Origin of the sequence: Bradyrhizobium sp. CCBAU 11361 (assembly GCF_028128935.1) — a bacterium.
Classification (GTDB): domain Bacteria; phylum Pseudomonadota; class Alphaproteobacteria; order Rhizobiales; family Xanthobacteraceae; genus Bradyrhizobium; species Bradyrhizobium niftali.
On sequence record NZ_LBJZ01000188.1, the window covers coordinates 54,377 to 76,771 of the forward strand.

At 64.5% G+C, this 22,395-nt stretch carries 28 protein-coding genes and 1 pseudogene; 11 read left to right on the forward strand and 18 right to left on the reverse strand.

What is annotated here, in order from left to right; all coding sequences use genetic code 11:
* Nucleotides 1–17: 17 nt before the first annotated feature.
* A complete protein-coding gene (locus XI08_RS28565; protein ID WP_271576931.1) occupies nucleotides 18–485 on the reverse strand; it encodes a MarR family winged helix-turn-helix transcriptional regulator in 468 nt (155 codons plus the stop codon).
* A gap of 149 nt (nucleotides 486–634) precedes the next feature.
* Between XI08_RS28565 and XI08_RS28570 the strand changes: the two genes are divergently transcribed.
* From XI08_RS28570 to XI08_RS28580, 3 genes are all read left to right on the forward strand, one after another.
* Entirely contained in the window at nucleotides 635–1,036 is a 402-nt protein-coding gene (locus XI08_RS28570) for an Ohr family peroxiredoxin (RefSeq protein WP_271576932.1), read from the forward strand.
* An 80-nt stretch (nucleotides 1,037–1,116) separates the two neighbouring features.
* Entirely contained in the window at nucleotides 1,117–1,530 is a 414-nt protein-coding gene (locus tag XI08_RS28575; RefSeq protein ID WP_271576933.1) for a cupin domain-containing protein, read from the forward strand.
* A gap of 52 nt (nucleotides 1,531–1,582) precedes the next feature.
* Nucleotides 1,583–2,455, forward strand: a complete 873-nt coding sequence (locus tag XI08_RS28580; RefSeq protein WP_271576934.1) for a bifunctional helix-turn-helix transcriptional regulator/GNAT family N-acetyltransferase — start codon at nucleotides 1,583–1,585, stop codon at nucleotides 2,453–2,455.
* Here XI08_RS28580 and XI08_RS28585 read toward each other — a convergent pair.
* The gene (locus XI08_RS28585) at nucleotides 2,452–3,177 is read right to left on the reverse strand and encodes an SDR family oxidoreductase (RefSeq protein ID WP_271576935.1); all 726 of its coding nucleotides are present in this window, start codon (nucleotides 3,175–3,177) and stop codon (nucleotides 2,452–2,454) included. The two genes, XI08_RS28580 and XI08_RS28585, sit on opposite strands and share 4 nt — an antisense overlap.
* 104 nt (nucleotides 3,178–3,281) lie before the next feature.
* Between XI08_RS28585 and XI08_RS28590 the strand changes: the two genes are divergently transcribed.
* A complete protein-coding gene (locus XI08_RS28590) occupies nucleotides 3,282–4,172 on the forward strand; it encodes a LysR family transcriptional regulator (RefSeq protein ID WP_271576936.1) in 891 nt (296 codons plus the stop codon).
* Nucleotides 4,173–4,175: 3 nt separating this feature from the next.
* Here the strand turns inward: XI08_RS28590 and XI08_RS28595 are convergent, their stop codons facing one another.
* From XI08_RS28595 to XI08_RS28610, 4 genes are all read right to left on the reverse strand, one after another.
* On the reverse strand, nucleotides 4,176–5,396 hold the full coding sequence (locus XI08_RS28595; RefSeq protein WP_271576937.1) for an MFS transporter: 1,221 nt from the start codon (nucleotides 5,394–5,396) through the stop codon (nucleotides 4,176–4,178).
* A 166-nt stretch (nucleotides 5,397–5,562) separates the two neighbouring features.
* Nucleotides 5,563–6,954: an amidase gene (locus XI08_RS28600; protein WP_271576938.1), complete on the reverse strand. Its 1,392-nt coding sequence runs from the start codon at nucleotides 6,952–6,954 to the stop codon at nucleotides 5,563–5,565.
* A 170-nt stretch (nucleotides 6,955–7,124) separates the two neighbouring features.
* Nucleotides 7,125–7,718 (reverse strand): DUF308 domain-containing protein, encoded by a 594-nt coding sequence (locus tag XI08_RS28605; RefSeq protein WP_271576939.1) that lies wholly within the window; start codon nucleotides 7,716–7,718, stop codon nucleotides 7,125–7,127.
* A 105-nt stretch (nucleotides 7,719–7,823) separates the two neighbouring features.
* Complete coding sequence (locus XI08_RS28610; protein WP_271576940.1) at nucleotides 7,824–8,408, reverse strand: TetR/AcrR family transcriptional regulator; 585 nt, start codon at nucleotides 8,406–8,408, stop codon at nucleotides 7,824–7,826.
* A 77-nt stretch (nucleotides 8,409–8,485) separates the two neighbouring features.
* Here XI08_RS28610 and XI08_RS28615 point away from each other — a divergent pair, with 77 nt between their 5' ends.
* Complete coding sequence (locus XI08_RS28615; RefSeq protein WP_271576941.1) at nucleotides 8,486–8,992, forward strand: peptide deformylase; 507 nt, start codon at nucleotides 8,486–8,488, stop codon at nucleotides 8,990–8,992.
* 64 nt (nucleotides 8,993–9,056) lie between these two features.
* Entirely contained in the window at nucleotides 9,057–9,449 is a 393-nt protein-coding gene (locus XI08_RS28620) for a DUF3551 domain-containing protein (protein ID WP_135173389.1), read from the forward strand.
* Nucleotides 9,450–9,578: 129 nt separating this feature from the next.
* Here XI08_RS28620 and XI08_RS28625 read toward each other — a convergent pair whose 3' ends face one another.
* The 4 genes from XI08_RS28625 to XI08_RS28640 form a co-directional block, all read right to left on the reverse strand.
* Nucleotides 9,579–10,457, reverse strand: coding sequence for an AraC family transcriptional regulator (locus tag XI08_RS28625; protein ID WP_027543054.1), 879 nt, complete (start codon nucleotides 10,455–10,457; stop codon nucleotides 9,579–9,581).
* Nucleotides 10,458–10,614: 157 nt separating this feature from the next.
* The gene (locus tag XI08_RS28630; protein ID WP_271576942.1) at nucleotides 10,615–11,277 is read right to left on the reverse strand and encodes a glutathione S-transferase family protein; all 663 of its coding nucleotides are present in this window, start codon (nucleotides 11,275–11,277) and stop codon (nucleotides 10,615–10,617) included.
* A 102-nt stretch (nucleotides 11,278–11,379) separates the two neighbouring features.
* Nucleotides 11,380–12,027 carry an SDR family NAD(P)-dependent oxidoreductase gene (locus XI08_RS28635; protein ID WP_271576943.1) on the reverse strand — a complete coding sequence of 216 codons (648 nt, stop codon included), beginning with the start codon at nucleotides 12,025–12,027 and terminating at the stop codon, nucleotides 11,380–11,382.
* Nucleotides 11,999–12,172, reverse strand: a complete 174-nt coding sequence (locus tag XI08_RS28640; protein WP_271576944.1) for an SDR family NAD(P)-dependent oxidoreductase — start codon at nucleotides 12,170–12,172, stop codon at nucleotides 11,999–12,001. Before XI08_RS28640 ends, XI08_RS28635 begins: the two co-directional genes overlap by 29 nt.
* A gap of 89 nt (nucleotides 12,173–12,261) precedes the next feature.
* Here XI08_RS28640 and XI08_RS28645 point away from each other — a divergent pair, with 89 nt between their 5' ends.
* A complete protein-coding gene (locus XI08_RS28645; protein ID WP_271576945.1) occupies nucleotides 12,262–12,804 on the forward strand; it encodes a winged helix-turn-helix transcriptional regulator in 543 nt (180 codons plus the stop codon).
* A 59-nt stretch (nucleotides 12,805–12,863) separates the two neighbouring features.
* The gene (locus tag XI08_RS28650; protein ID WP_271576946.1) at nucleotides 12,864–13,277 is read left to right on the forward strand and encodes a GFA family protein; all 414 of its coding nucleotides are present in this window, start codon (nucleotides 12,864–12,866) and stop codon (nucleotides 13,275–13,277) included.
* 22 nt (nucleotides 13,278–13,299) lie between these two features.
* On the opposite strand, the gene XI08_RS28655 is transcribed toward XI08_RS28650, so the two are convergent.
* The 4 genes from XI08_RS28655 to XI08_RS28670 form a co-directional block, all read right to left on the reverse strand.
* Nucleotides 13,300–13,761: a hypothetical protein gene (locus XI08_RS28655; protein WP_271576947.1), complete on the reverse strand. Its 462-nt coding sequence runs from the start codon at nucleotides 13,759–13,761 to the stop codon at nucleotides 13,300–13,302.
* 81 nt (nucleotides 13,762–13,842) lie between these two features.
* Entirely contained in the window at nucleotides 13,843–15,102 is a 1,260-nt protein-coding gene (locus XI08_RS28660) for a serine hydrolase domain-containing protein (RefSeq protein ID WP_271576948.1), read from the reverse strand.
* Nucleotides 15,103–15,232: 130 nt separating this feature from the next.
* Nucleotides 15,233–15,595 (reverse strand): ArsR/SmtB family transcription factor, encoded by a 363-nt coding sequence (locus tag XI08_RS28665; protein ID WP_027543061.1) that lies wholly within the window; start codon nucleotides 15,593–15,595, stop codon nucleotides 15,233–15,235.
* Complete coding sequence (locus XI08_RS28670) at nucleotides 15,595–16,257, reverse strand: SRPBCC family protein (protein ID WP_271576949.1); 663 nt, start codon at nucleotides 16,255–16,257, stop codon at nucleotides 15,595–15,597. The genes XI08_RS28665 and XI08_RS28670 overlap by 1 nt, the downstream gene beginning before the upstream one ends.
* Nucleotides 16,258–16,401: 144 nt before the next feature.
* On the opposite strand from XI08_RS28670, the pseudogene XI08_RS28675 reads away from it, so the two are divergent.
* A pseudogene (locus tag XI08_RS28675) lies at nucleotides 16,402–16,765 on the forward strand (bleomycin resistance protein).
* Nucleotides 16,766–16,882: 117 nt separating this feature from the next.
* Here the strand turns inward: XI08_RS28675 and XI08_RS28680 are convergent.
* The 4 genes from XI08_RS28680 to XI08_RS28695 form a co-directional block, all read right to left on the reverse strand.
* Complete coding sequence (locus XI08_RS28680) at nucleotides 16,883–19,078, reverse strand: hypothetical protein (protein WP_271576950.1); 2,196 nt, start codon at nucleotides 19,076–19,078, stop codon at nucleotides 16,883–16,885.
* Between the two features lie 171 nt (nucleotides 19,079–19,249).
* Complete coding sequence (locus XI08_RS28685; RefSeq protein WP_271576951.1) at nucleotides 19,250–19,546, reverse strand: hypothetical protein; 297 nt, start codon at nucleotides 19,544–19,546, stop codon at nucleotides 19,250–19,252.
* A 241-nt stretch (nucleotides 19,547–19,787) separates the two neighbouring features.
* Nucleotides 19,788–20,171 carry a glyoxalase gene (locus XI08_RS28690; RefSeq protein WP_271576952.1) on the reverse strand — a complete coding sequence of 128 codons (384 nt, stop codon included), beginning with the start codon at nucleotides 20,169–20,171 and terminating at the stop codon, nucleotides 19,788–19,790.
* Nucleotides 20,172–20,289: 118 nt separating this feature from the next.
* Nucleotides 20,290–21,030, reverse strand: coding sequence for an SGNH/GDSL hydrolase family protein (locus tag XI08_RS28695; protein ID WP_271576953.1), 741 nt, complete (start codon nucleotides 21,028–21,030; stop codon nucleotides 20,290–20,292).
* A gap of 186 nt (nucleotides 21,031–21,216) precedes the next feature.
* Between XI08_RS28695 and XI08_RS28700 the strand changes: the two genes are divergently transcribed.
* The gene (locus tag XI08_RS28700) at nucleotides 21,217–21,633 is read left to right on the forward strand and encodes a GbsR/MarR family transcriptional regulator (protein WP_271576954.1); all 417 of its coding nucleotides are present in this window, start codon (nucleotides 21,217–21,219) and stop codon (nucleotides 21,631–21,633) included.
* A 63-nt stretch (nucleotides 21,634–21,696) separates the two neighbouring features.
* On the forward strand, nucleotides 21,697–22,380 hold the full coding sequence (locus tag XI08_RS28705) for a methyltransferase family protein (RefSeq protein ID WP_271576955.1): 684 nt from the start codon (nucleotides 21,697–21,699) through the stop codon (nucleotides 22,378–22,380).
* Nucleotides 22,381–22,395: the final 15 nt, after the last annotated feature.

Consider the following 22,395-nt stretch of genomic DNA (forward strand, 5'->3'; position numbering starts at 1 on the left):
CGCCGGCGCGTCGCACGTCAGGACCGCTCCTGTTCGGATCCGGTGTGGCGCAGCAGATTGTCGCGCAGGCGGCTCACCGTCTTCTGCACCACCGGAAACTCGTCGCCGAGGCCGGTCGCCTCGATCACGGATGCGCCGAGGTCCTGCTCGATCAACTTGCGGCCGGCCGCCGTCAGGCTCACCCGCACCTGCCGCTCGTCGGCGGGATCGCGGTGGCGCTTGATGTAGCCCGTCTGCTCGAGCTTCTTAAGGATCGGCGTCAGCGTGTTGGATTCCAGGAACAGCTTCTCGCCGAGCGCGCTGACCGTCTGCTCGTCCTCCTCCGACAGCGCCACCAGGGCGATGTATTGGGTGTAGGTCAGGCCGACCTTGTCCAGCAGGGGCTTGTAGGCGCGGCCGAAGGCGAGATTGGCCGAATAAACCGCAAAGCACAGGAAATTCGACAGTTTTCGGCCTTTGCCGGCGACTTTGGGGGAACGGGCCACGGGAACCTCCGCAATTCGTGATCTGCCAACCGATATAAATCGCATCCGATTAAATCGGAAGAGCTTGACCGGCGGATGCGGCGGGTTTATTTCAACGCGCATCCGATTAGATCGGATACGATCTATCTCAATCCCGAAAGGACCCCGCCATGTCATCCGCTGCCAAGCTTCTCTTCACCGGCAAGACCCACGTCACCTCAGGCTCCGACGGTGCCGCGCGCTCCAGCGACGGCTTCCTCGACATCAAGCTGGCGCAGCCGCATCCGGCCGCCGAAAACCTGTTCGCCGCCGCCTGGTCGGCCTGCTACCTCGGCGCGCTCGGGCTCGCCGCCGCCCAGCGCAAGGTCAAGCTGCCGAGCGAGCCGTCGGTCGACGCCGCGATCGACCTGAACAACGCCGGTGGCGCCTTCTTCCTGCGCGCCCGCCTCGACGTCAGCGTCCCCGGCGTCGACCGCGCGGTTGCGCAGGAGCTGATCGAAGCCGCGCACGGCATCTGCCCCTACTCCAAGGCGGTGCACGGCAACATCGAGGTGACCACGACCCTCGTCTGAAGCGCCACGACGCGGGATCCGGCCGAACGTCGGCCGGGCCCGCGCGGTGCGATCAATCCAGCGAACACACGGAGCCGACCATGAGCCATCGCCTTTTCCCAGCCGTGCGTATCCTCGCCAGCGCCGCCGTACTGGCCGCAAACCTGTTCACCCTGCCGGCAGCGGCGCAGCCGGCCGGTGTCACGCGCACCGACCTCCAGCGCCACGATCTCAGCGCGCCCGGCCGCGAGGCCGTGCAGGTGCGCGTCGACCTCGCCCCCGGTGTTGCGTTCGGCCGGCACACCCATCCGGGCGAAGAGATCATCTACGTGCTGTCGGGCGCCATCGAATACGCCGTCGAAGGCAAGCCGCCGGTGACGCTGAAGGCCGGCGACGTGCTGTTCATCCCGGCCGGCACGGTGCATGCGGCGAAGAACGTGGGCAACGCGACCGCGAGCGAGCTTGCGACCTATATCGTCGCGAAGGACAAGCCGCTGCTGATGCTGGCGAAGTGAGACCGGCCATCTTCGATTGACCAGATCGATATATCTGACTAAAGTCAGATATATGCTCGATCCCGTCTCCCGCGTCCGCCGCTTCAACCGTGCCGTCACCTCTGCCGTCGGCGCGCTCGATACTTCGTTCCTGGGGCGCGGCCGGCCGCTCGGCGCGGCCCGTGTCTTGAATGCGATCGGGCACGGGCGCACAGATGTCGCGGAGATCCGCGACTATCTCGGCCTCGATTCCGGGCTGATGAGCCGGCTGCTCCGCAGTCTCGAGGACGAAGGGCTGGTCGATACCACGGCGCATGAGGACGATGCCCGCCGCCGCGTGGCGAAACTCACGCGCACGGGCCGGCGCGAGTTCGCAGCCTACGAGACGCTGTCGAATACGCAGGCCGAGAGCTTCCTTGTGCAGCATTCGCAGCGCGAGGCGCTGCTCGCGGCGATGGACATGATCGCCTCCGCGCTGACGCGCGAGCGCGTTGCGCTGGAGGAGATGGATCCACGATCCGAACAGGCACGCTATTGCCTCGGCGAATATTACGCGGAGCTCGGCCGCCGCTTCAAACAGGGCTTTGACGTTTCGCTGTCGCGCGACCCCGATGCCAAGGACATGCGCCGCCCGCGCGGCGCGTTCATCGTCGCGATGTCGGATACGCTGCCGATCGGCTGTGTCGGGCTGAAGGGAACCGATCACTTCTATGCCGAGATCAAGCGGCTGTGGGTCGCCCCCGCCGCGCGCGGATTGCGGCTCGGCCGGCGCCTGATGGACGCGGCCGAGGATGCGGCGCGCGGGCTCGGCGTCGAGCTGCTGCGGCTCGACACCAACAGCGCCCTCCCCGAGGCCGGCCAGCTCTACCGCAGCACGGGCTGGAGCGAGATCCCGCGTTTCAATGACGATCCCTATCCGGACCTGTTCTTCGAAAAGCGGCTTTAGGTCGTTCGCGTTGGGCGCACGACGATCTCGTTGACGTCGACGTCATCGGGCTGCGCGATAGCGAAGCGCACCGCGCGGGCGATGGCATCCGGCTGAAGCGCAACGGCCCGATATGTCTTCATCGCCTCTGCGGCCACCGGATCGGTGATGGTGTGGGCGAGCTCGCTTTCGACCACGCCCGGATGGATGCAGGTGACGCGGATGTTGTCGTGCTCCTGGCGCAGGCCATCCGAGATCGCCCGCACCGCATGTTTGGTGGCGCAGTAAACGGCCGCCGTCGGCGACACGCTCAAGGCGCCGATGGAGGCGATGTTGATGATTTGGCCCGAACCGCGCGCGACCATCTCCGGCAGCACGGCGGCGATGCCGTAGAGCACGCCCTTGATGTTGACGTCGATCATCCGGTCCCACTCCCCGACCTTGAGCGAGGCCATCAGCGACAGCGGCATCACGCCGGCATTGTTGACGATGACGTCGATGCGGCCCCAGACGCCGCGCGCGGCGCCTGCGAAGGCGGCGACGCTGGCGTGGTCGGTCACATCAAGCGGATGCGCCAATGCCGTTCCGCCGGCGCCGTTCAGTTCGGCGGTGAGTTCCTTCAGGCGATCGACACGCCGCGCCCCCAGCATGACCTTTGCGCCGGCGGCAGCGAGTTCGCGCGCGATCCCTGCGCCGATCCCGCTGGATGCGCCGGTGATGAGAATGACTTTGTCGATTGGCATGTGGATCTTCCCGTTGTTTTCGGAGTGATGGCGGGAAGATGGACCGGCGCCGTCGCTGTGATAAGACGACAATGCCTCACCATGGTGATAAGCTATGCTAACCAATGGAACCTGATCTCAACGCCCTCGCCGTCTTTGCGCTGGTCGCCGAAGAGCGGAATTTTCGTGCCGCCGCGGACCGTCTCGGCGTGACCCGCTCGGCGGTGAGCCAGACCATCCGGCGGCTGGAGGAAACTCTCGGCATCGCGCTGGTCCAGCGCACGACGCGCAGCGTCAGCCTGACAGAAGCCGGCGAGCGGCTGCACGCGGAGGTCGCCCCGGCCATCGCGGACATGCGCGCTGCGCTCGACGGCACCGAGGCGCTGCGCGGGCGGCCGCGCGGACGATTGCGGCTCGCGGTCTCTTCGATCGCCGAGCATTTTCTGTCTGGTACGTTTCTCGCCGGCTTCGCTGAAGCCAATCCGGAGGTGCAGCTCGATATCACCGTGACCGACGAGGAGTTCGACATCGTCGCCGCCGGCTATGACGCCGGCGTCCGCCTCGGCGAGGTCATCGAGCAGGACATGATCGCGGTGCCGATCGCCGGCAACGAACGCCAGCTCGCGGTGTGCGCACCGGCATTCCGCGACCGCTTCGGCGAGCCCGCGCACCCGTCCGAGCTGGCGTCCTTTCGCTGCATCGGCTGGCGGCCGGCGCCAAATGTCGTGCCCTATCGCTGGGAGTTTGCGGATAGGGGCAAGGAGTTCAGCGTCGCGGTCGCGCCTGACATCACGACCAACGACATGGCGCTGATGATCAAGCTCGCCGTGGCCGGCGCCGGCATCACCTTCGGCATGGAGGCGAGCTTTCGCCCCGCGATCGATCGCGGCGAGCTGGTGCCGATCCTGGAAGACTATTGCCCCTCCTTCGCCGGCTTTTATCTCTATTACCCGAGCCGCCGGAATCTTGCACCGAAGCTGCGCGCGCTGATCGAGCACGTACAGCGGCGCGGTTGAGCCTCACGCCGCTACGGCCGCCGCCTGCCCTTGCGGTTTCGCGAACGGGCGGAAAGTCATCGCCATCAGGAAGGCGCCGAGGCCCATCGCACTGGAGGCGATGTAGAGCCAGGCGTAGCTCGAGAACGCGTCGTAGATCAGGCCGCCGGCGAGCGGTCCCGTCGCCATGCCGAGGCTGCCGGCCATCGCGGTGCCGCCGATCACCGTGCCCATCATGCGCAGCGGAAAGTTTTCGCGCACCAGCACCGCGTAGAGCGGCATGGTACCGGCATAGATGAAGCCGAAGATGGCGCCGACCGCGTAGAAGGTCGCGAGCTGATGTGCGAAGACGTAGGCGAGCGCGCCGAACGCCTGCAACAGGAGGCCCGTGACCAGCACGCGCTTGGCGCCGAAGCGATCGCCGAGCAGCCCGAAGGCGATGCGGCCGCCCATGCCGGCAAACCCCTCGATGCTGTAGATCGTCACCGCCGCGATCAGCGGGATGCCGCAGCTCACGGCATAGCTGACGGTGTGGATGATCGGGCCGGAATGGGTGGCGCAGCAGAAGAAATTGGTCGCGAGCAGGATGATGAATTGCGGCGAGCGCAGCGCCTCGCCCAGCGACATCTCCGCCTGCGCGGCGTCCTCGCCAGACGGCACGGGCATCGCCTGCGCGAGCGCGGGCGGAGGGCGCACCAGCAGCGACACCGGGATCATGATGGCGCCGACCACCAGCGCCACGATCTGCATCGAGGTGCGCCAGTCATGGCTGGAGACGAGCCAGGCCGCGAGCGGCGACATCGTCATCGGCGCCATGCCCATGCCGGCCGACACCAGCGAGACCGCGAGGCTGCGATGGGTGTCGAACCAGCCGGTGACGGTCGCCATCATCGGCGCGAAGATCGCCGCGCAGGAGGCGCCGACCAAGAGGCCGAACACGAACTGGAACGCAATGAGCGAGGTCGCATGGCTGGCCCCGAACAGGCTCAGCGCCAGCACGGTCGATCCCGTCAGCACCACTGGCCGCGGCCCGAACCTGTCCGTCGCCGTACCCCAGGCCATGCTGGTGAAGGCCATCGCCAGAAAGCCGATCGTCATGGCACTGGAGATGCCGGTCACCGACCAGCCGGTGTCCTTGGCGATCGGCTGCAGGAACACCGGCAGCGAAAACATGCCGCCGATCGCGACGCAGCCAAGCAGGCCGCCGGCGGCAACGATCACCCAGCGATAGGGGGACGAGTTCATAATCCTTGTCTCCAGTCAGTTTGTCTGAGTGAAAGACGAATGGGATCGACGCCGGCCGACAGGCGACGGTACTTTAATTTTCCGGCGACCGCGCCGCCGGCGCGCGGTTCCGCAAGCGCCGCCTCCGGTGCGGCCTGCTCGCGCCTTAACGCCGATCGATTGGAGGTCATCGTCCTTGCAGAGACGTCCGCGCGGCGCCATCGACCAGGCCTGGTCGCGCGGCGGTGGCGCAGGCCTGCTCGACGCACCGGCACGCGCGTAGGATATTCTGCTCGGCGAACATCGGCCCCACGATCTGCAGGCCGATCGGCAGCCCCTCGACAAATCCGCACGGCACCGAGGCGGCGGGTTGGCGCGTCAGGTTGAACGGCCATGTCAGCGGCGTCCAGTCGAACCATTGCGGGAAGCGCGCGGCGTCGGGCGTATCGATGCCGGCCGCGAAAGCGGTGATGGGAACCGTCGGCGTCAGCAGCAGGTCGTAGTCCTGATGGAACGCCTGCATCTGCTGGCTCAGCGCGCGCATCTCGACATGGGCGGCTTGCAATTCGCGCGCGGACAGATCCTGGGCGGCGATGATCAGTCGCAGCAGGCCCGGATCGAGCGCTGCCAGTTGCGCGCCGGTGAAGTCACGCACCAGCGCGGCATGCGACGCGCCCCAGATCACTTCCAGCGCATGCTGCGCGCCGGACAGATCGAGAGCAACATTCTGCACGTCGGCGCCTGCCTCCACCAGCGCGTCGATCGCCGGCCGCATGCCGGCCACCACGGCAGGGTCGGCGACCGCAAAGCCGAGATCGGGCGACCATGCGATCCGCAGGCCCGCAACGCCGCGGTCAAGGCCATCGAGATAATCGATGCCGCGATGGGGAATGGCAAAGGAATCACGCGGGTCCGGGCGCGTGAGTACGTTCAACAACAGCGCACTGTCGGCGACATCGCGCGACAGGCCGCCATAGACCGCGAGCGTTCCCATGACGCCGGGGAGGTTCGGCACCACGCCATAGCTCGGCTTCAATCCGAACACGCCGCTGAACGCCGCCGGGATGCGGATGGAGCCGCCGCCATCGCCTCCGGTGGCGAGCGAGACCACTCCGGCCGCCACCAATGCGGCCGAGCCGCCGCTGGAGCCGCCGGGCGTGCGGGAAATATCCCAGGGATTGCGGGTGATGCCGGTCAGCGGGCCATGCGTGATGCCCTTCCAGCCAAATTCGGGGGTCGTCGTCTTGCAGAAGAACACGGCCCCGGCCTCGCGCAGCCGGGCCACACCGGGCGTATCCTGCGTGCTGGGCGCGGCCGCAGTGGCGAGGGAGCCGATGCGCATCGGCCAGCCCGTGACCTGCGCGGTATCCTTGATCGCGACGGGCACGCCGTCGAGCGGCCCGAGCGGCGTTCCGCGACGCCAGCGATCCGCGGACTGCAAGCACACCGCGTTCAGGACGGAATCGACCGCATGCAGCCGCGCCAGGGTCGCGTCCAGCACATCGACCGGCGACAGATCGCCTCCGGCGAAGCGCCGGGCCAGTTCACGAGCGGAAAGCCAGTTCAGATCGTCAGACATGAGGCATGCTTGGCGCATGTTCTGGCACGAGGAGAAGCCCTCGCGCGTTTTGGATCATCGCCTGTAGGTCATAAACCAACTATCGATCAGCCGACCATGCAATTTTCAAGGAGAGCGCATACCGAGGAAAGCACTTGCGCCCACGGGTTCCTGCGGCCAACGCCATCGCATCACCCCAACTGAGCCCGCCTGGCGCCGCGCCGCCACGCGCTGACGGTGAGCCAGATCGCCGAGACCAGGAAGTAGAGCGCGCCGACCGCAGCATAGCCGGCGACATTCGTGATCGACGGAGCCGCGGGCATCGCGGCTTGAGCGATGAAGAAGCCGCCTGCCAGTGCCGATTGGCCGCCGCTGAGCGCCATGGCCCACTGCGCGCCAAAACGCCTCCAGCGCCGGATTGCCGTCGCCAGTTGAAGCAATCCGGACAAGATCGCCCATGCACCGAACACGCCGAGCACCCAGTTCATGCTGACCTGCAAGGCAAGGATGACCGCGACGGTGGTCGCCAGGCTGACCAGGACGTTCAGAGCCTGCGTGCGGTTCTGGCTGAGCCCACCGCTGCGCAGCGCGTCGAGCCAATTGGCCGCGGCGTCCCACGCCGGATAGGCGATGAGCAAAACCGCGGCGATCGGCGCGGACGACTGGCCGACGGCAAACGCTGCGACGACCCAGGCGACGGAAAACCCCGCGCGCGCGAAGTAGTACAGCCTCAGCCATTGCGCCTGATCGGCCAGGGCGGAATCCAGTTGATGATGGTCTTTCATAATCGTCTCCTTACCTACTAGTTGGTAGTTTTTTGAGCGAAGCGGACTCGCCGCGACGCAGATGTCTCGCAGGCTTGTGTGATTGTCAGGCTCTTCAGATGAATCTCAGCGCGTCGCGGACAGCCGCTCCAGCAGCGGCCGGGTGATGACACCGAACATCTTGGGATCGCCATAGGCGCGCGCCGACAGCATCGCGCCATGAACAGTCGCCATGAATCCTTCAGCCTCGACCCGCGCGGTGCCGGCGAGCTGGAGTCGCCCCTGCCGCTTGCCGCGCTCCATCACCGAGGTCAGCCAGGACGCCAAGGCGCGGAAGTGCGCGCGGACTTCAAGCGCCACCTCCTCGGGCAGCAGCGGGAGCTCGCTGGCAAGAAGCGCACAGACACAGAAGGGAGCCGTCGCGTCCTTGATGCACGCCTCCCAGTAGGCGAGATAGCTTTTGAGCTGTCCGCTCGGGTCAGGGATGTTGCGCTCGATTGCGGAGAGTCCCGCCGCGGCCTCCTCGCGATAGCGCGACACGAGGGTGCGGACCAGATCGACCTTGCTGGCGAAATGGTGGTGGATGCTCGGCTTGCGAATTCCGACGACATCGGCGATGTCGGCGTAACTGAAGCCGTTATAGCCGCCGGCAATGATCAGCGTGCGGGCGCAGGCCAGAATGTCGTCGGCGGTCGAGGAAACATTGGTCATGACCAGCTAGCTACCTTCCAGTTGGTAGGGCGTCAAGAACCGGGTGCTTCAACCATCCGTGAGTGGTAGGAGCGTGTATGACCATCCGCCCCCTCGTCCGCTACCCCGACCGCCGGCTCGCGATGCCTGCCCGCCCCGTCACCGCATTCGACGACCAGCTCCGCGAGCTTGCCGCGGACCTGCTCGAGACGATGCGCGCAGCGCCCGGCATCGGCATCACGGCGCCGCATATCGGCGTGCCCTTGCGCGTCGTGGTGCTCGAGCTCGACGCCAAGGACGGCGCGCGGACCTATGTCAATCCGGAGATCACATGGGCTTCGCCGGAGATGATCATGCACCGGGAGGGCAGCGTCTCGATGCCCGGCGTCAACGACGAGGTCCAGCGTCACGCCCGCGTGCGGATCAGCTATCAGGATCTCGACGGGACCATGCAGACCGAAGAGTCGGAAGCCTTGCGGGCCGTATGCCACCAGCACGAGATCGACCAGCTCGACGGGATGTTCTGGATCCAGCGGCTGTCGCGGCTGAAGCGGGAACGGCTGGTGAAGAAGTTCGAGAAGATGAACCAATTCCGTGAGTATTGACTTAGATCAATACTGACTGCGGCCTGGGTGCACCCCGTGTCGTGCGGACTTGGAGGAGGTTCCAATGCGCAAATGGGCTTTGACGATTTTGGCAGTGAGCATGGCCTTAACGGCAGGGCATGCCCGGGCTCAAAGATATGATCCGGCTTACCCCGTTTGCTTGAACGTCGTCTCTCGCGGCATCACCCCATATTACAGATGCAGCTACACGACGATGGACCAATGCAGGGCGTCAGCCAACGGTCAGATGTGCGTCCTCAATCCGTATTACGCCGGTGCGACGGCCAGAGGGAGCAATCGGCGTAACTATCGCCAAACGTACACGCCGCCCAAGCCGCCAATCGGCTACCGGGCGGCGCCGTACAATCAATTCAATGAACCATATTATGGAGCTTCCCAAGGCTATGCGCCGGGCGAAAAGCAACGATTTCTCGACAGCGTGAGACGATACATGTGACGCATGACGGCCGACCGTGGTCGCGCACGTCTGCCGCCTGGCCGGCGTAATCCGCCGTATTGAGCGCGCAACGAGGAAAGAAGGCGGATTGCGCCTTGCGGCTCATCCGCCCCACAACCCTTGCGATCCCTATTTCAGCGGCAGAAACACTTCCGCAACCGTCTCATGCTCCGGCACCTCCGGGAAGAAGTTCAGTCGCTGGCAATAGATCGGGAAGTCGCGGGCCTCCTCGCCGCTCGCCGGAAGCCAGTCGCGATAGAGGTAGAGCGCGGCGGGCTCCAGATTGTCGGTGTAGCCGACGACCCGCAGCACCGCGCAGCGCCCGCCGGGGATCTCGCCGGCCTTGATCTCTTCGCCATTCGCCTCGATCGGCTGGTCGGTCCCGACACAAAGATCCGTGCTGTAAGCGGCCGGCGAGTCAGGACGCCGTTCGGACCGCCAGACATTGAAGGTCGGACTTATCCTCGGATGCAGGCCCGCTGCCTTGCGCCACGCGATGAACCGCCGGATGGTGTCGCCGAGCGTTGCCGGGTCGCCCCGATGCTCCATGATCGCCACCCGCGTCGGGGGCACATCGCGTATCGTCACGTCGTCGGTGGTAAATCTCTTCATGAGCTTGCTCCTCGCGTTGTCGAGAGGCCCGAAGGCCACAAGCCACGGCTCCCAGTCGGGAGAGTTGCGGAACGACGACGGCGATTGCCCGAACCGTTGCCGAAAGGCGCGGGCGAAGGCATCCGGGGCATCGTAACCGGCATCCATCGCGATGTCCGTGACGCTTTGGGCGTCCGCGTAGGCCAGCCGGTAGGATGCGCGTTTCATACGGGCCAACTGGACATAGCGATGCACCGACAACCCGAAGGTCGCCGTGAACTGCCGGTGGAAATGAAACTTCGAGAAGGCCGCAACAGCGCTTAAGCTTTCCAGGTCCAGATCGCTGTCGAGATTCCGGTCGATATGCTCCAGCACCCGCCGCATCCGGTCCTGATAGTTTTGCAGCGCCCCCTTCATCGTCCCTCCTCCGTGGCGGCTCCAGTTAGTCGCTGACGGCCATGATTTGCTCGACCGATCTTGCGGTTTGGCAGATCGCAGGACGCGCTCCAGCACCCGCCGCACCCGGTCCCGATAGTTTTGATGCGCGACTTCACCGTCCCCGTGGCGGCTCCAGTTAGTCGCCGATGCCAGGCGGCGTATTCCGCTTGTAGTCTTCCAGTTGGGCCTGGATCGCGCGTTGGAACGCTGGTCGGCTTACGCATCTCTCAACGTACGATCTGGTTGCCGAATAGTCGTTCAAAATGCCGCTGTCGGTGAGTTCCCTGAGGACAGTGCTCATCACGATGTCACCGGCCGTGAACCGATCCTCGAGGAATTCCCTGTTCTCGAGCCAGACATTCAAGCCCGTCAGTTTCCGCCGCAGACCGCTTTCCGCGACCGGGCGATAGTCCTTCACCCAGGGTTCACCTGCATGGAAGGTCTCCAGTCCGGCAAAGCTCTTCGCGTGGGGTTCGACGGAATTCAATGCGGCGATGACCCAGGCGGTCACGCGTGCGAAACCTGCGGCTGACGTGGGCGCCAGCGCCTCCGACTGCCTGGCAAGGTGCAATACAATCGCTCCGGACTCGAACAGCTCAACTTGATCATCGCGATAGGCTGGCACCTGCCCGAATGGTTGCCAAGCGCGGTATTCGCTCCCGTCCAGAATTTCGCGATCGACCAGGATGACGTCATACGGCAAGCCAGCCTCTTCGAGCGCCCAACGGACCCGATGATCCAGGGCATATCCTTGGGCAAACGGTGGAACCCACCGAAACGCCGCAACCTGCGAAGTCATTGAAGCACCTCTCTCGTATCGTGAGGCATCCTATGGACAGCCGCCAACACTCTCGGTGGTGTTCGCTGCCAAGCGTCTCGAACGGGTCCGAACATTTTGCGCCTAGTCGAGCACTGAACCGCAAGTGAGGTTCGCGATGGCGCCGGTCATTGCGCCGGCGCGGTCCGATGCAACAAAGGCAGCGAATTCCGCCACCTCCGCCAGTTTCGGCGGACGCTGAAGGAGAGCGCCCTTGCGCACCCAATCGTCGAGCATGGTCTCCACTGTCACGCCTGCGCGGTTGGCGAAGCCCTCAAATACCGCCTGCGCGTGCGATGCCGGCAATGCTTCCGGAATTGCGTCCGGGCGAAGACACACGACGCGGACTCCACTTGATCCCAGTTCGGCGGCGAGAAGCCGTGAAAAGGTCTCTATCGCTCCACACGTCACACCAAATCCCAGGACGCCCGGACCGGTTGCGCGTGCCCCCGGGGTTGAAAGGGTGAGAATGACGCCTGAACCCTGCTGGATCATCTGGAGTGCTACAGCCTTGGCCGTAATGAAGTTCGATTTCATGTAGGCTGTCACGGGGAACAAGAAATCTTCGAGCGAGAGCTCGGCAAGAGGCGCGCCCTGGACGTGAAACATCCCGATGGCATTCAAGGCTATATCGACGCGCCCGGCAGCGGCCAGGACATGTTCCAAGTGCCGGTCTACCGAGGACGCATCCAGCGCATCGACTTCAGCGATGTCGACAACGCCTCCTTTCAATGTCCGCAGCGACTTCTCGAAGCTTGCAGAGCGTCTTTCCAGCGATGAAGACCCTTGCTCCTTCGCGAGCGAATGTCCGCGCGGCCGCGCCGCCAATCGCTCCACCGCCGCCGTATACAACGGCAGTCTTGCCCTCCAACAGCATCGGCGCCTCGCCTCAAACTGATTGCACTTTAAAACTACTTGCATAATGGGATCAGTTTTGTCAATTAGCTTCCAATGAGGACTTTGCGAATGGTTGAGCCACATCGGTCCGGCTGCCCGATCAATCTCACTCTGGAAATGCTTGGCGACAGGTGGAGCCTTATCGTCATCCGCGACATTTTGGTCGGCAATCGCCGGCATTTCCGTGAGTTGCTGACGCAATCCGAAGAAGGGATCGCGTCCAACATTCTGGCGGATCGGTTGCATCGCCTCGTCGATGCCGGGCTGCTCTCAAGATCCGACGATCCAACGCATCGCCAGAAAGCGGTCTACAGCCTGACGGAGCCGGCAATTCAGCTTGTCCCCCTGCTCGCCATGATGGGGGCCTGGGGACGCCGGCATACGCCAGCCACACGCGCTCTTTCGGTTCGCGCGCAACTCCTGGAGGAAGGAGGGCCGGATCTTTGGTCGGACTTCATGGATGAACTGCGGAGTCTCCACCTCGGACGTCCGATGAAGGGGCCGTCTGTCATCGCGAAGCTTCAGGCTGCCTTTGCGAAGGCGGTCACTGGACAGAAAGATGTCACCCCAACACCCGAAAAATTGCCCCGCCGGGTCAAGACGAAGAGATGAGGCTGGTCAGAAACAACGCCTGACATTCCGTTCGGATCAATTTGTGGAGGCCGGTGCCAATGACTCTCACAGGCAGATGTTCTTGCGGATCTGTTCGATATTCGATCTCTGAGCCGCCGATCCGCGGCTTCCAATGCCAGTGCCGCGACTGCCAGCGCGATACGGGGACCGGTCACAGCTCCGTCTTCGTATTCCCGCGCAACGCTCTCTCCGTCACCGGCGAAGTGCGCGAGTTCGCCCGCACGGCAGACGGCGGCGCGGTCAAGCGCAAAGGATTTTGTCCGAACTGCGGTTCGCCGATCTACAACAAACCGGACGAGAAACCCGAATTCATCGGCATCTATGTCGGCACGCTGGACGATGCCAGCACGTTCAAACCGGCGGTCGCCCTGTTCTGCTCGCGCGGCTATGCATGGGATCATCTCGATCCGGAGATTCCCAAGCTGCCGGAATGGCATCCGGGATCGCGTTGACGATAGCCAGGTAGAGCGAAAGCTAGCGACGCATGGCGGCCAGCGTGCACATCACCGCCGACGCTGCGCCGACGCCTCCGACGATGACCCACATGCGCGGACCAAACATCGGCGCCGAACCCAAATGGGGATGCGGGATCACGAATTCATCGAGCCAATAGATCGTCGCCATGCTGATCCCGGCTCCGATGAGAAGGTTGGCGGCGACGATCCATGACTTCGAGAAGGCGCGGTTCGACATCCATCGCGTCGCCGCGCCGACGGCAAAGGCGGCGGGCCCCCCGACGACATAGGCCCCGATCAAAAGGACAGGGATGAGCGTCAGCACACCAAGCGCGGTCGCGACCAGCGAGCCATTCGGCAGAACGGCGTCGCTTGACCTCATCACCATCTGCCAGAAGATTCCCACGAGCGAGACGGCAAACATCATCGCGAATCCGACCGCCGGCCCCATCAACCCAAACCACAGGACGGACCGTTTCAAGAGATTGCCTTCCAGCCAGTCAATGCGGCGTCAGCTCTGTGCCGCCATGGGCGAATTCACGACTATGCCTCCCGGTCCCGCTCACCCGCCCGCCATCAGCGCCTTCGCCAGCGCCATATAGGCCGGCAGCGTCACGGGATCGCTGGCGGCGTTGCCTGCTACGGGGTGCGAGGCGTAGCGCGCGATCACCATCTCGGCCTTGGGATCGATGTAGATGCCCTGGCCGTGGACGCCGCGCGCCATGGTGGCGCCATGGGCATTGTGGGTGACCCACCATTGATTGCGATAGGAGGCACCTGGCAGCGTGGTGTAGCCGGCCGGCTTGAACTTTTCGGGGTCGCCGCCGCGCGCGATGTCCTCGACAACGGTTGACGGGACAATCTGGCGGCCGTTGAAGCGGCCGTGATTGCGCATGGTCTCGCCGAAACGGGCGAGATCGCGCAGCGTGGTGGACAGCCCGCCGCCGCCGCTCTCGGTGCCGATGCGGTCGACGTGATAATGCGCGTCTTCCTCCGCGCCGATTTGAGTCCAGATCCGCTCGGAGAGAAGATCGGACAGCGTCATGCCGCTCGCACGCCTGATGATCCAGGCGAGCACGTCGGTGTTGACGGTCTTGTAGGCAAAGGCCTTGCCGTGCTCGCCCTGCTTCTTCTGCGCGACGAGGAAATCGAAGATGGTGGCCGGGCCGTCATAGTCAGGCGGAATCGGCGCCATGCCGTTGGCGCGCCGCAGGCCCCACACATGCGAGTTCTTGTCGGTGTAGACTTCGGTGTATTCGAGCCCCGTGGTCATATCCATGACCTCGTGCACGCGCGCGTCCCCGAACGCGCTCGCCTTCAGCTCCGGCACATAGTCGGTCACCGGCGCCTGCGGATCGATCCTGCCCTCGGTGACCAGAATGCCGGCCAGCACGCCGGTGAAGGATTTCGTCACGGACATCCCGATATGCGGCTTGTGCGGCTTCAACGCGCCGAAGTAGCGCTCATAGATCAGCTTGCCCCGGTGCAGCACCGCGATGCCGTCGGTGTAGGTCTCCTCCAGCATCTTCGCGAAGGTCATGGGGCGGCCGTCCATGGTGGTCGAGGCGAGCGCGCCGATGTCGCGGTCCTCGCGCGGCAACACCGACGCGGGCCCTGCCCCGCGCCAGACGTTCACCGTCGGCACCAGCTGGCGCACATTGCTCCAGGCCCAGCGCAGCTCGGGGAAGCTGCGGAACGAGCCGTCCTGGAAGGCGATGGTGCGGTCGGGCGCGGGCGGGAATCCCTTCATCCAGCCGAGGGCTTCCGGGTCGGTTTCGGTCGCGGATGCGGGTTGTTGGTTGGCGGCGGCGGCGACGGACATGCAAGCAAGCTCCGGAAGCGGATGAAGAGCTCGCTCCTATCATGGCGGCTCGTGGTCAACATCCAGCATTTGTGCCGAGGTGACCGTCGCCGTGCGCTTGGCAATGAGCGGGGCACGCTGGTCTCCCCGATCAGGCCCTCTTGCCGCTCCGTTTCGTCATCGGCGCGTTACGCCGCTCCCGCTTGCCGCGCGCGATCTCCGTCGCCAGCGCGTCCAGCTTCGGCTCCCAGAAATTCCTGAACTGACCGATCCACGCATCCACCGCCTGAAGTCCCGCCACGTCGACCGCGTAGAACCGTCTTTGCGCCTCCGCCCGAACCGTCGCAAAGCCGCTCTCGCGCAGCACCTTCAGATGCTGCGACACGGCGGCCTGCGTGATCCCGAATTCGGCCCCGATCGCCTCCACGACTTCTCCGGACGCCATTTCCCTCGGTACGAGCAGTTCGAGGATGCGACGACGCACGGGATCGGCGAGGACTTCGAAGATGTGCATCAGCTTCCTGTACCAGGATGCGCGACATCGGGCGGCATTTCGCCGCGATAGAAGGCAATGGTGCGGTCTGAGCGCTCCTTCGCCAAGGCCGGATCGACCCCGCTCGCGACATGTGCTGCGCGCCAATACTCCCCGCTCCTCGTCATGAACTCCTTGCCCTCGGGAGAGCCCATCCACGCCTCCGCCGTCTCATGGTCGACTGCCGCTCCCGTCGCGAGATATCGCTCGAGTCCCGCAATGGAAAGGTCCCAACCGATCCCCACCGCACCCGGACCGAACTGATTCCAATGATCCTCGATCATCGCGGTGTGCTCAAGCGTCAAGCGCGCCTGGCTGCGTTCTGCCGCCAGCGCGACATCGATCCAGCTTGTGGCGCCACCGAACTCCCACGTCGCGGCAAAATGAGTTGGCGGCGCGCAAGCCGTGATGGTGCCGCCCGCATTTCCCTTGAGCTGGTATCTTCCTCCCAATTGGAGGTCGCCCTCGACCGGCAGGAACCAGCGCGGGATGCGCTCCCTGCTCGTCAGCGCGTCCCAGAGATCATCGACGCTCGTGTCGTAGAGCCGCGTCAACGTGACCGCGCTGGCCGCTCTCCCGTCCTTCTCGAAATTGCGCACCGAACGCGTGGCGAGCCCCAACACCCTGGCGACGTCGATCTCCATTCCGGTTCTCCCTTGTCGTTTCGCGGATGAATATCGGTATAGGCTTATATAAGTCAATACTTAATTTAACCGCGGAACCGGGCCCTGCCGCTCTCTTGCGGGCTGATCAAGCGACTGGCAGGAAGACCGGCGTGGAGCACCCCGATGACCGACAGCGCGACCCCAAATCTTCCTTCGCGAGACTTCGCGGCGACGGCGAGGTTTTACGCCGCGCTGGGCTTCGGACAGACCTGGCGCGACACGGAGTGGATGATCCTGAAGCGAGGCGATGTGACGCTGGAGTTCTTCCCGCACGCCGATCTCGACCCCGCAACGAGCTGGTTCAGCTGCTGCCTCCGGCTGGATGACGTCAACGCATTCTTCGCGGCGGTTCTCGCCGCCGGTGTGCCCGAGACGACGACCGGCTGGCCCCGCGCCCACCGGCCGAAGCGAGAGGCGTGGAGGACTGGTGGGTGCCGTCATCGATCCCGACGGAACGCTCGTCAGGATCATTCAGAACGGGGATTGAGGCAGGCGATGGCGTGGTCGGGTGCGCCGTGAGGGTGACGGCGCACTGCGACGACATTGCCGCGCGTGCAGCCGTCACCCGTGTCACGACTGTCCTTATCGGGTCCGGCGAAACGGCCTACCCCTTCCGCCGCGTCCGGCGCTTCGCCTTCGCTGCGCGTTTGCGGCCCGGGGCTGCTCGCGCGGGTCCGCGTTCCGTACGGCCGCCTGTGTCGGCGGTCAATTCGGGACGCAATCTGGCGAGCTTGGCGCGGTCCGGCAGCATGTCCGCGAAGCCGTCGAGCACGCGCGGCGCGGCCGCACCGTCGCCGGCGATGGCCTGCTCGCCTGCCGGCGCCGCGGTCTGGGTGAGAGCCTGCAACCGCCGGCACGCCTCACCGAGGTGATAGGCATCGCCGCCGAGCGCCACCCATTTGCCGACCTCGGGATGCAGCACGAGATTGGCCGACTGGTTGTCGGTCGCGCTGGACGGATAATCGACGAACACGTCGATCCCCGACTGCACGCCCACCATCACGCCCTGCGCCGACCACGACACGGCGACGTCGACGCGGTAGCGGCCCGGCCGCTCGAAGGCGAAGCCGGCCGTGCTCCAGAACACCTTCGCCGAGGCCGTGACGCTCTTGCCGGGTTCGAGCTCGCTCAATTTCGCGTGCTCGCACAGGATGACAAAGGGCCTCACCGGCCGCTCGCGGCCCTCGGCATCGGTGACGGTGATCGATGCGAACAGGGCCTCGGTGCTGACGTCGTTCGGCGCGCGCAGCGAGACGCCGCTGGTATTCGTCATCGTCCACGACAGATCCAGCGGCTGTCCGAGGGCCACACGGTCGGTTGTGGCCGTCACCGTCAGCGCCAGCTCGGAAGGTTCGAAGTCGTGCCGGTCGACGGCCTGCGGCGCGCCGGTCGGGAACCAGCTTGCGAACGGCCATCCACCCGGACGAATGACCGGATCCGGCATGTGGTTCAGGTGATGACGGACGTTGGTGTTATGCGCGAGCTTGATCTGATCCGGGAACACGCCGGGCTCGCCCGTCGCGGGACCGCCGAGCACGTCTGCGACGCTCGGCGTCGTGGTCATGATCGAGTTGTCGGCCGCCGTTTCCTGCTCCTGATGGATCTGGTTCAGCGTGTGCGTCAGCTCGTGGGTCGCGCTGCGCAGGAACGCACGCGGCACGTCGCGCTGCTTCCTGTTCGCGGCAAGACCGAAGTTCGACGAGTCCGAGGTGGGATAGCCGTCATCGGAGAAACTGGCGCAGCCTTCGCGGGGAACGCCGATCTGGTCATACATGATGCCGCGCGAGCAGCCGAGCTTCGCGGGCACGACGATCATGTGCACGCGCCATTCGGTGTCGAGATTCGTCGCCGGATTCCGCACATTGGTCATCAGCGCGTGCAGATCCGCCGAGCTCCAGCAATTGGTCGCCACCACGCCTGATGGCACCGGGACGTTGAGCTGGTCCTGCGCGACCGTCAGCTGCCAGCCGGTCCTGGCGAAGATCGTGTCGAAGAACTCCGTGCCGCCGGCGCCGTCGGGCACGGGCGCGGGCCGCACGGCTCCGACCAGCGTATCGATCTCCAGCGTCGCTCTGCGGAAGAACTTCGACACCCAGGCGAGCGTGACGCTGCCCTTGTCCACACCGCCCTCGAACAGCCGGCCCTCGTAGAACGGCCCGCCGGTCAGGGAGAACGGGAACGGCGCCGGCACCTTCGAAAGCTTCATCGTCACGGTGCGTGACGGCGTCGCCGGGAACGTGCCCTTGAACTGGCCGACCGGCGGCCGCGTGTAATTGAACTGCTCGGCGACGATGGTGAGCTCGCACTTCCTAGGGATCGGGACCGCGATGGGCGCGGAGACGCTGGTCACCCTGAGGTAGGAGTGATAGCGCGCGCGGGGGAAGATGGGGATCCTCGGCCTGCGGATCGGGAACGGAATAGCTGGCTCGTCGACCGCGCTGAGCGAACCTGCCACGCTCGTCAATCCCGAGTCCGCTGCGGCTTCATCGTCGTCCTTGTTCCCCACGGGCGGCAACGGATGGGGGAGCGGGCCAATCACCGGCCGCTTCGAGTAGAGATCGCCGCTGACGATCAGATGGTCCGCGCCGCCGTCGGGCGCCGAGCGATCGACGCGCAGCGTGCCTTCGAAGGACACGAAGCCGGCCGTCGGCCTGAAGTTGATCTGGTAGCAGCCTTCGCGAAAGTCGAGCCTGCACAGCTTGAAGGGCGGAAAGGGCTGCAGATCGGTCGAGGCCGGCTGGTCGCCGGTGTCGTCATCGCTGAAGCTGATCTGCCGCGACAGCGGTACCTGCGGTTTCATCGCCGGCTCGACCGATGCCCCGGTCATCTTCGCAAGGCTGCCACTCGTTTCATGCTCTGAGCAATTGCACATGTCGTCTTCTCCTCGTTGAAAGGGTGAGACGATCGACGTGAGCGGGCTCGCTTACGGTTGAAGCGGGTAATTTTTTGGTCAGCTGTGGCGTGCGCAATCCTACGCGCGCCGATAAGTCACAAGACAGCCCTCTGAATCCGTAAACTCAAATCGGTCGGCCTCAAGTGAAACGTGATACGTCACAAGTTCATCAGTCGCCGTCCCGACGACGAGCGTGTTGGAATCCTCGAGACGGTAGATTCCCGCGTCCCACCACACCATGCCCTGCCCCTCGCCGCGCATGCCGCGGTAGGTGCCGGTCGAGAATGTGAGGGTGGCGGGATACTTGTCCGCACACGCAGCCGCCGTGGTTTTGGTCCACGTTCCAACCATGCTCTGTTCGTGTTTGTCAGCCATAGTGTCTCCATAGCTCTCATCAACCGGCACGATCGGCCGGTTGATGGCTATTTCAACATGTCGTTCTGGCGTGTGCAGCTCATTTCAAGCCGGCGTGGCGGCGGGCCTATCAATAAACCCAATTCACCACGTACAATCACAGCAGGTACTTTATCGCAGCAGTGACGCAAGCGTGCGTGTGAGATGCTTCACATGAAGGTGCGACAATTGAGCGCCGAAGAGGCTTGCGTTAACGCTGGACCTACTCCGTCATCAGCCGGCTCGGCCAGCCCACGCGGACGAGGAGGTCGTCGGGGCCATTGAGCGCGAATTCATACATGCCCCACGGCTTGTGCTCGGCCACGCGGCTCGGCTCGGCGATCTCCGGGCTCATCGCCGCGGCCAGGCCGCGGACCCGGGGCGTGTAGACGTAGACGCCAAACGGGTTGCTCCCCGGCGTGAGCCAGCCTTCCACGGCCTGCTGCAGGTGCACCTCGCCACCAACACCATCCGACAGCATCCGATATTCTTCGTAGCCTTGATCGACCGGCCTGAAGAAGCCGAGCCTGTTCCACCACCGCTCCGCTGCATCAAGGTCGTTGCAGGGAATAATTGCGACCACGCTCGATGTCTGCCGCTCGTCCATGGCGCTGCTCCGTTGAAGATCATGCAATGATTGCACTTCGTGCCTTGCTCGTGACCTCGACATCGCACATGGAGTTGGCACGACTACGGCGACCGTGCGAACAGAGGCGAGGATCACCCTAGCAGGCGTCGATGAACTCTTGAATGCGATCCGCCACGATCCGTCCCGCACGGCTGTTGAGGTGCACGCCATCGGTATGGAAACGCCATCCATTTATGCGCGCGACCTCGTCGATGCTTCGCCGCAGCACGAGCACCCGGAACGCATCACGATAGAACGGTAAAAAATTGAATGATGTGAATGCCTGACCGGGTGAAGTGCGAAGCTCCTCCGCGATCGCTTCATAGAGATTGATGTAGCGGCAGTTTTCCTCACCCGCGACGGCAGCCACTATATCGGAATATTCCCTGACCCGGCGGTTGAGCTCCTTCTGGAACGGGTCCTCCGAATCCAGGTTCTCGCCGATCGGGCAGAGTGAGCAAAGCCCGACATCTGCAGCCGCATCGTTCTTCAGCCGACGGGCCAGTTCGGTGAGGTTCTCCCGGAACCAGCCAGGCGACGGGGCGCATGGAAGGTGCTTCGAAATCGAGAAGAAGCGCCGCGCCCGCCTCGACACGAGGGCGAGGACATCGTTGCCACCAACCCAAACGACGACCTTGCTGGGACGACAGGCAAGCACCGCAGGCAATCGCTTGAGCGCATTGTAGGCCAGGTCACCACCGACACCGAAGTTCTCGAATTCAACTTGCGCATTGCGCGGCCGGGTGCGCAGCGCGGCGATCCAGTCAAAGGCCGGCCCTTTGCCTGCCGTGCTGCTCGATCCGAGGCACGCCACGGTTTTCTGCTCGACGACCGTCATGGTGCTATGGCTCCCGCCGAAGCGTGAACTCCGGCGACACGATGCCGATCCACAAGCCGCAGCGCACTGACAGAGAGGCATGAGCCCCCGCTTGACGCTTGCAGTCAGCCTTTATTTCTATATATTCGGTATATGCCGAATATGTCAAACAAAACCAGCAGGGACGAGCAGCGGTTCACGGAGGACGTGGCACGGCTGCTCACGCCCTGGGGCGTACCGCCCGTCGCCGCCCGTCTCTATGGCTATTTGCTTCTCTGCCCTCGCCCCGTCAGCCTCGATCAGATCACCGAAGACCTCGAGATCAGCAAGAGCAGCGCAAGCGTCGCCGCTCGGCTGTTGGAGAGTTACACGCTGGCGCGCCGCCATAGCGAAGCTGGGACAAAACGCGCGCTTTATGCCGTAGCAGACGACTACGAAGCCATGGTCCGGCAGCAGAATCGTCTGCTCGACGCGTTGGCCGGGCAGTTGAACGCCGGGGCTGAAATAGCTGCGTCCAAGGCGGCAAGCGCGCGTCTCAGGGAGATGGCCGACTTCTATCGGGGCATGCGCGGCGCCATGGAAGACGCCATCAGCCGCTGGACGCGTGGCCGACGACGGCAATGAGGAATCCCGCAGCGGCGCTGACCGTGCGGAAGAATCCGAACCTTCGACGGGAAAGGCAGAAAGATGGGTCTCGTACTAAATCTCATCGTTCAAACGATCGTCTGGTTCGCCTTCATGGGCGCGATCATCTTTGGTGCTGCAGGCACGACGGACTACACCGGCGGGTGGCTCTATCTCGGTTTGATGGTCGCGCTCTCCGTCGTGTTTGGGACAACCATGGCGCGCGCCGACCCGAGCCTGCTCAGAGAGCGCCTCAAGCCGCCCGTGCAGAAAGATCAGCCGCTCGCGGACAAGCTGATTCTCATCCCAATCCTGCTCCTCATATTTGGAGGAATGGGCTTCATGGCGGCAGATGCGGCGCGCTGGCGCTGGTCGGCAATGCCATCTTCCGTGCAGTGGGCTGGCTGCGGGCTCCTCCTGGCGGCGATGCTGTTCATTTTCTGGACCATGCGCACGAACAGCTTCGCGGCGCCGGTCGTGAAACTGCAAAGGGACCGCGGGCAGGCGGTCATCACGACAGGCCCCTATGCCATCGTCCGCCATCCCATGTATTTCGGCACGCTGTTCTACATCGCCGGGACATCGCTCGTGCTCGGCTCGTGGTGGGGACTTGCGACGGTCCCCATCCTCGCCCTCTTGTTTGGCATCCGGATCGGCATCGAGGAGCAGACGCTGCGCGCGGGCCTCGAGGGCTATGACGACTACGCGCGCCGTGTGCGCCGGCGCCTGATTCCGTTCATCTGGTGAGACGGAGCACTATCG

Excerpts from the sequence above, each read along its gene's own strand:
- XI08_RS28650 (WP_271576946.1), top strand. The coding sequence starts at position 12,864 with ATGACTCTCACAGGCAGATGTTCTTGCGGATCTGTTCGATATTCGATC.
- XI08_RS28595 (WP_271576937.1), bottom strand. The coding sequence starts at position 5,396 with ATGAACTCGTCCCCCTATCGCTGGGTGATCGTTGCCGCCGGCGGCCTG.
- XI08_RS28590 (WP_271576936.1), top strand. The coding sequence starts at position 3,282 with ATGGAACCTGATCTCAACGCCCTCGCCGTCTTTGCGCTGGTCGCCGAA.
- XI08_RS28620 (WP_135173389.1), top strand. The coding sequence starts at position 9,057 with ATGCGCAAATGGGCTTTGACGATTTTGGCAGTGAGCATGGCCTTAACG.
- XI08_RS28660 (WP_271576948.1), bottom strand. The coding sequence starts at position 15,102 with ATGTCCGTCGCCGCCGCCGCCAACCAACAACCCGCATCCGCGACCGAA.
- XI08_RS28630 (WP_271576942.1), bottom strand. The coding sequence starts at position 11,277 with ATGACTTCGCAGGTTGCGGCGTTTCGGTGGGTTCCACCGTTTGCCCAA.
- XI08_RS28625 (WP_027543054.1), bottom strand. The coding sequence starts at position 10,457 with ATGAAGGGGGCGCTGCAAAACTATCAGGACCGGATGCGGCGGGTGCTG.
- XI08_RS28600 (WP_271576938.1), bottom strand. The coding sequence starts at position 6,954 with ATGTCTGACGATCTGAACTGGCTTTCCGCTCGTGAACTGGCCCGGCGC.
- XI08_RS28610 (WP_271576940.1), bottom strand. The coding sequence starts at position 8,408 with ATGACCAATGTTTCCTCGACCGCCGACGACATTCTGGCCTGCGCCCGC.
- XI08_RS28670 (WP_271576949.1), bottom strand. The coding sequence starts at position 16,257 with ATGGAGATCGACGTCGCCAGGGTGTTGGGGCTCGCCACGCGTTCGGTG.
- XI08_RS28575 (WP_271576933.1), top strand. The coding sequence starts at position 1,117 with ATGAGCCATCGCCTTTTCCCAGCCGTGCGTATCCTCGCCAGCGCCGCC.
- XI08_RS28645 (WP_271576945.1), top strand. The coding sequence starts at position 12,262 with ATGGTTGAGCCACATCGGTCCGGCTGCCCGATCAATCTCACTCTGGAA.
- XI08_RS28665 (WP_027543061.1), bottom strand. The coding sequence starts at position 15,595 with ATGCACATCTTCGAAGTCCTCGCCGATCCCGTGCGTCGTCGCATCCTC.
- XI08_RS28570 (WP_271576932.1), top strand. The coding sequence starts at position 635 with ATGTCATCCGCTGCCAAGCTTCTCTTCACCGGCAAGACCCACGTCACC.
- XI08_RS28705 (WP_271576955.1), top strand. The coding sequence starts at position 21,697 with ATGGGTCTCGTACTAAATCTCATCGTTCAAACGATCGTCTGGTTCGCC.
- XI08_RS28695 (WP_271576953.1), bottom strand. The coding sequence starts at position 21,030 with ATGACGGTCGTCGAGCAGAAAACCGTGGCGTGCCTCGGATCGAGCAGC.
- XI08_RS28580 (WP_271576934.1), top strand. The coding sequence starts at position 1,583 with ATGCTCGATCCCGTCTCCCGCGTCCGCCGCTTCAACCGTGCCGTCACC.
- XI08_RS28585 (WP_271576935.1), bottom strand. The coding sequence starts at position 3,177 with ATGCCAATCGACAAAGTCATTCTCATCACCGGCGCATCCAGCGGGATC.
- XI08_RS28605 (WP_271576939.1), bottom strand. The coding sequence starts at position 7,718 with ATGAAAGACCATCATCAACTGGATTCCGCCCTGGCCGATCAGGCGCAA.
- XI08_RS28640 (WP_271576944.1), bottom strand. The coding sequence starts at position 12,172 with ATGCTGTTGGAGGGCAAGACTGCCGTTGTATACGGCGGCGGTGGAGCG.
- XI08_RS28685 (WP_271576951.1), bottom strand. The coding sequence starts at position 19,546 with ATGGCTGACAAACACGAACAGAGCATGGTTGGAACGTGGACCAAAACC.
- XI08_RS28615 (WP_271576941.1), top strand. The coding sequence starts at position 8,486 with ATGACCATCCGCCCCCTCGTCCGCTACCCCGACCGCCGGCTCGCGATG.
- XI08_RS28690 (WP_271576952.1), bottom strand. The coding sequence starts at position 20,171 with ATGGACGAGCGGCAGACATCGAGCGTGGTCGCAATTATTCCCTGCAAC.
- XI08_RS28680 (WP_271576950.1), bottom strand. The coding sequence starts at position 19,078 with ATGAAACCGCAGGTACCGCTGTCGCGGCAGATCAGCTTCAGCGATGAC.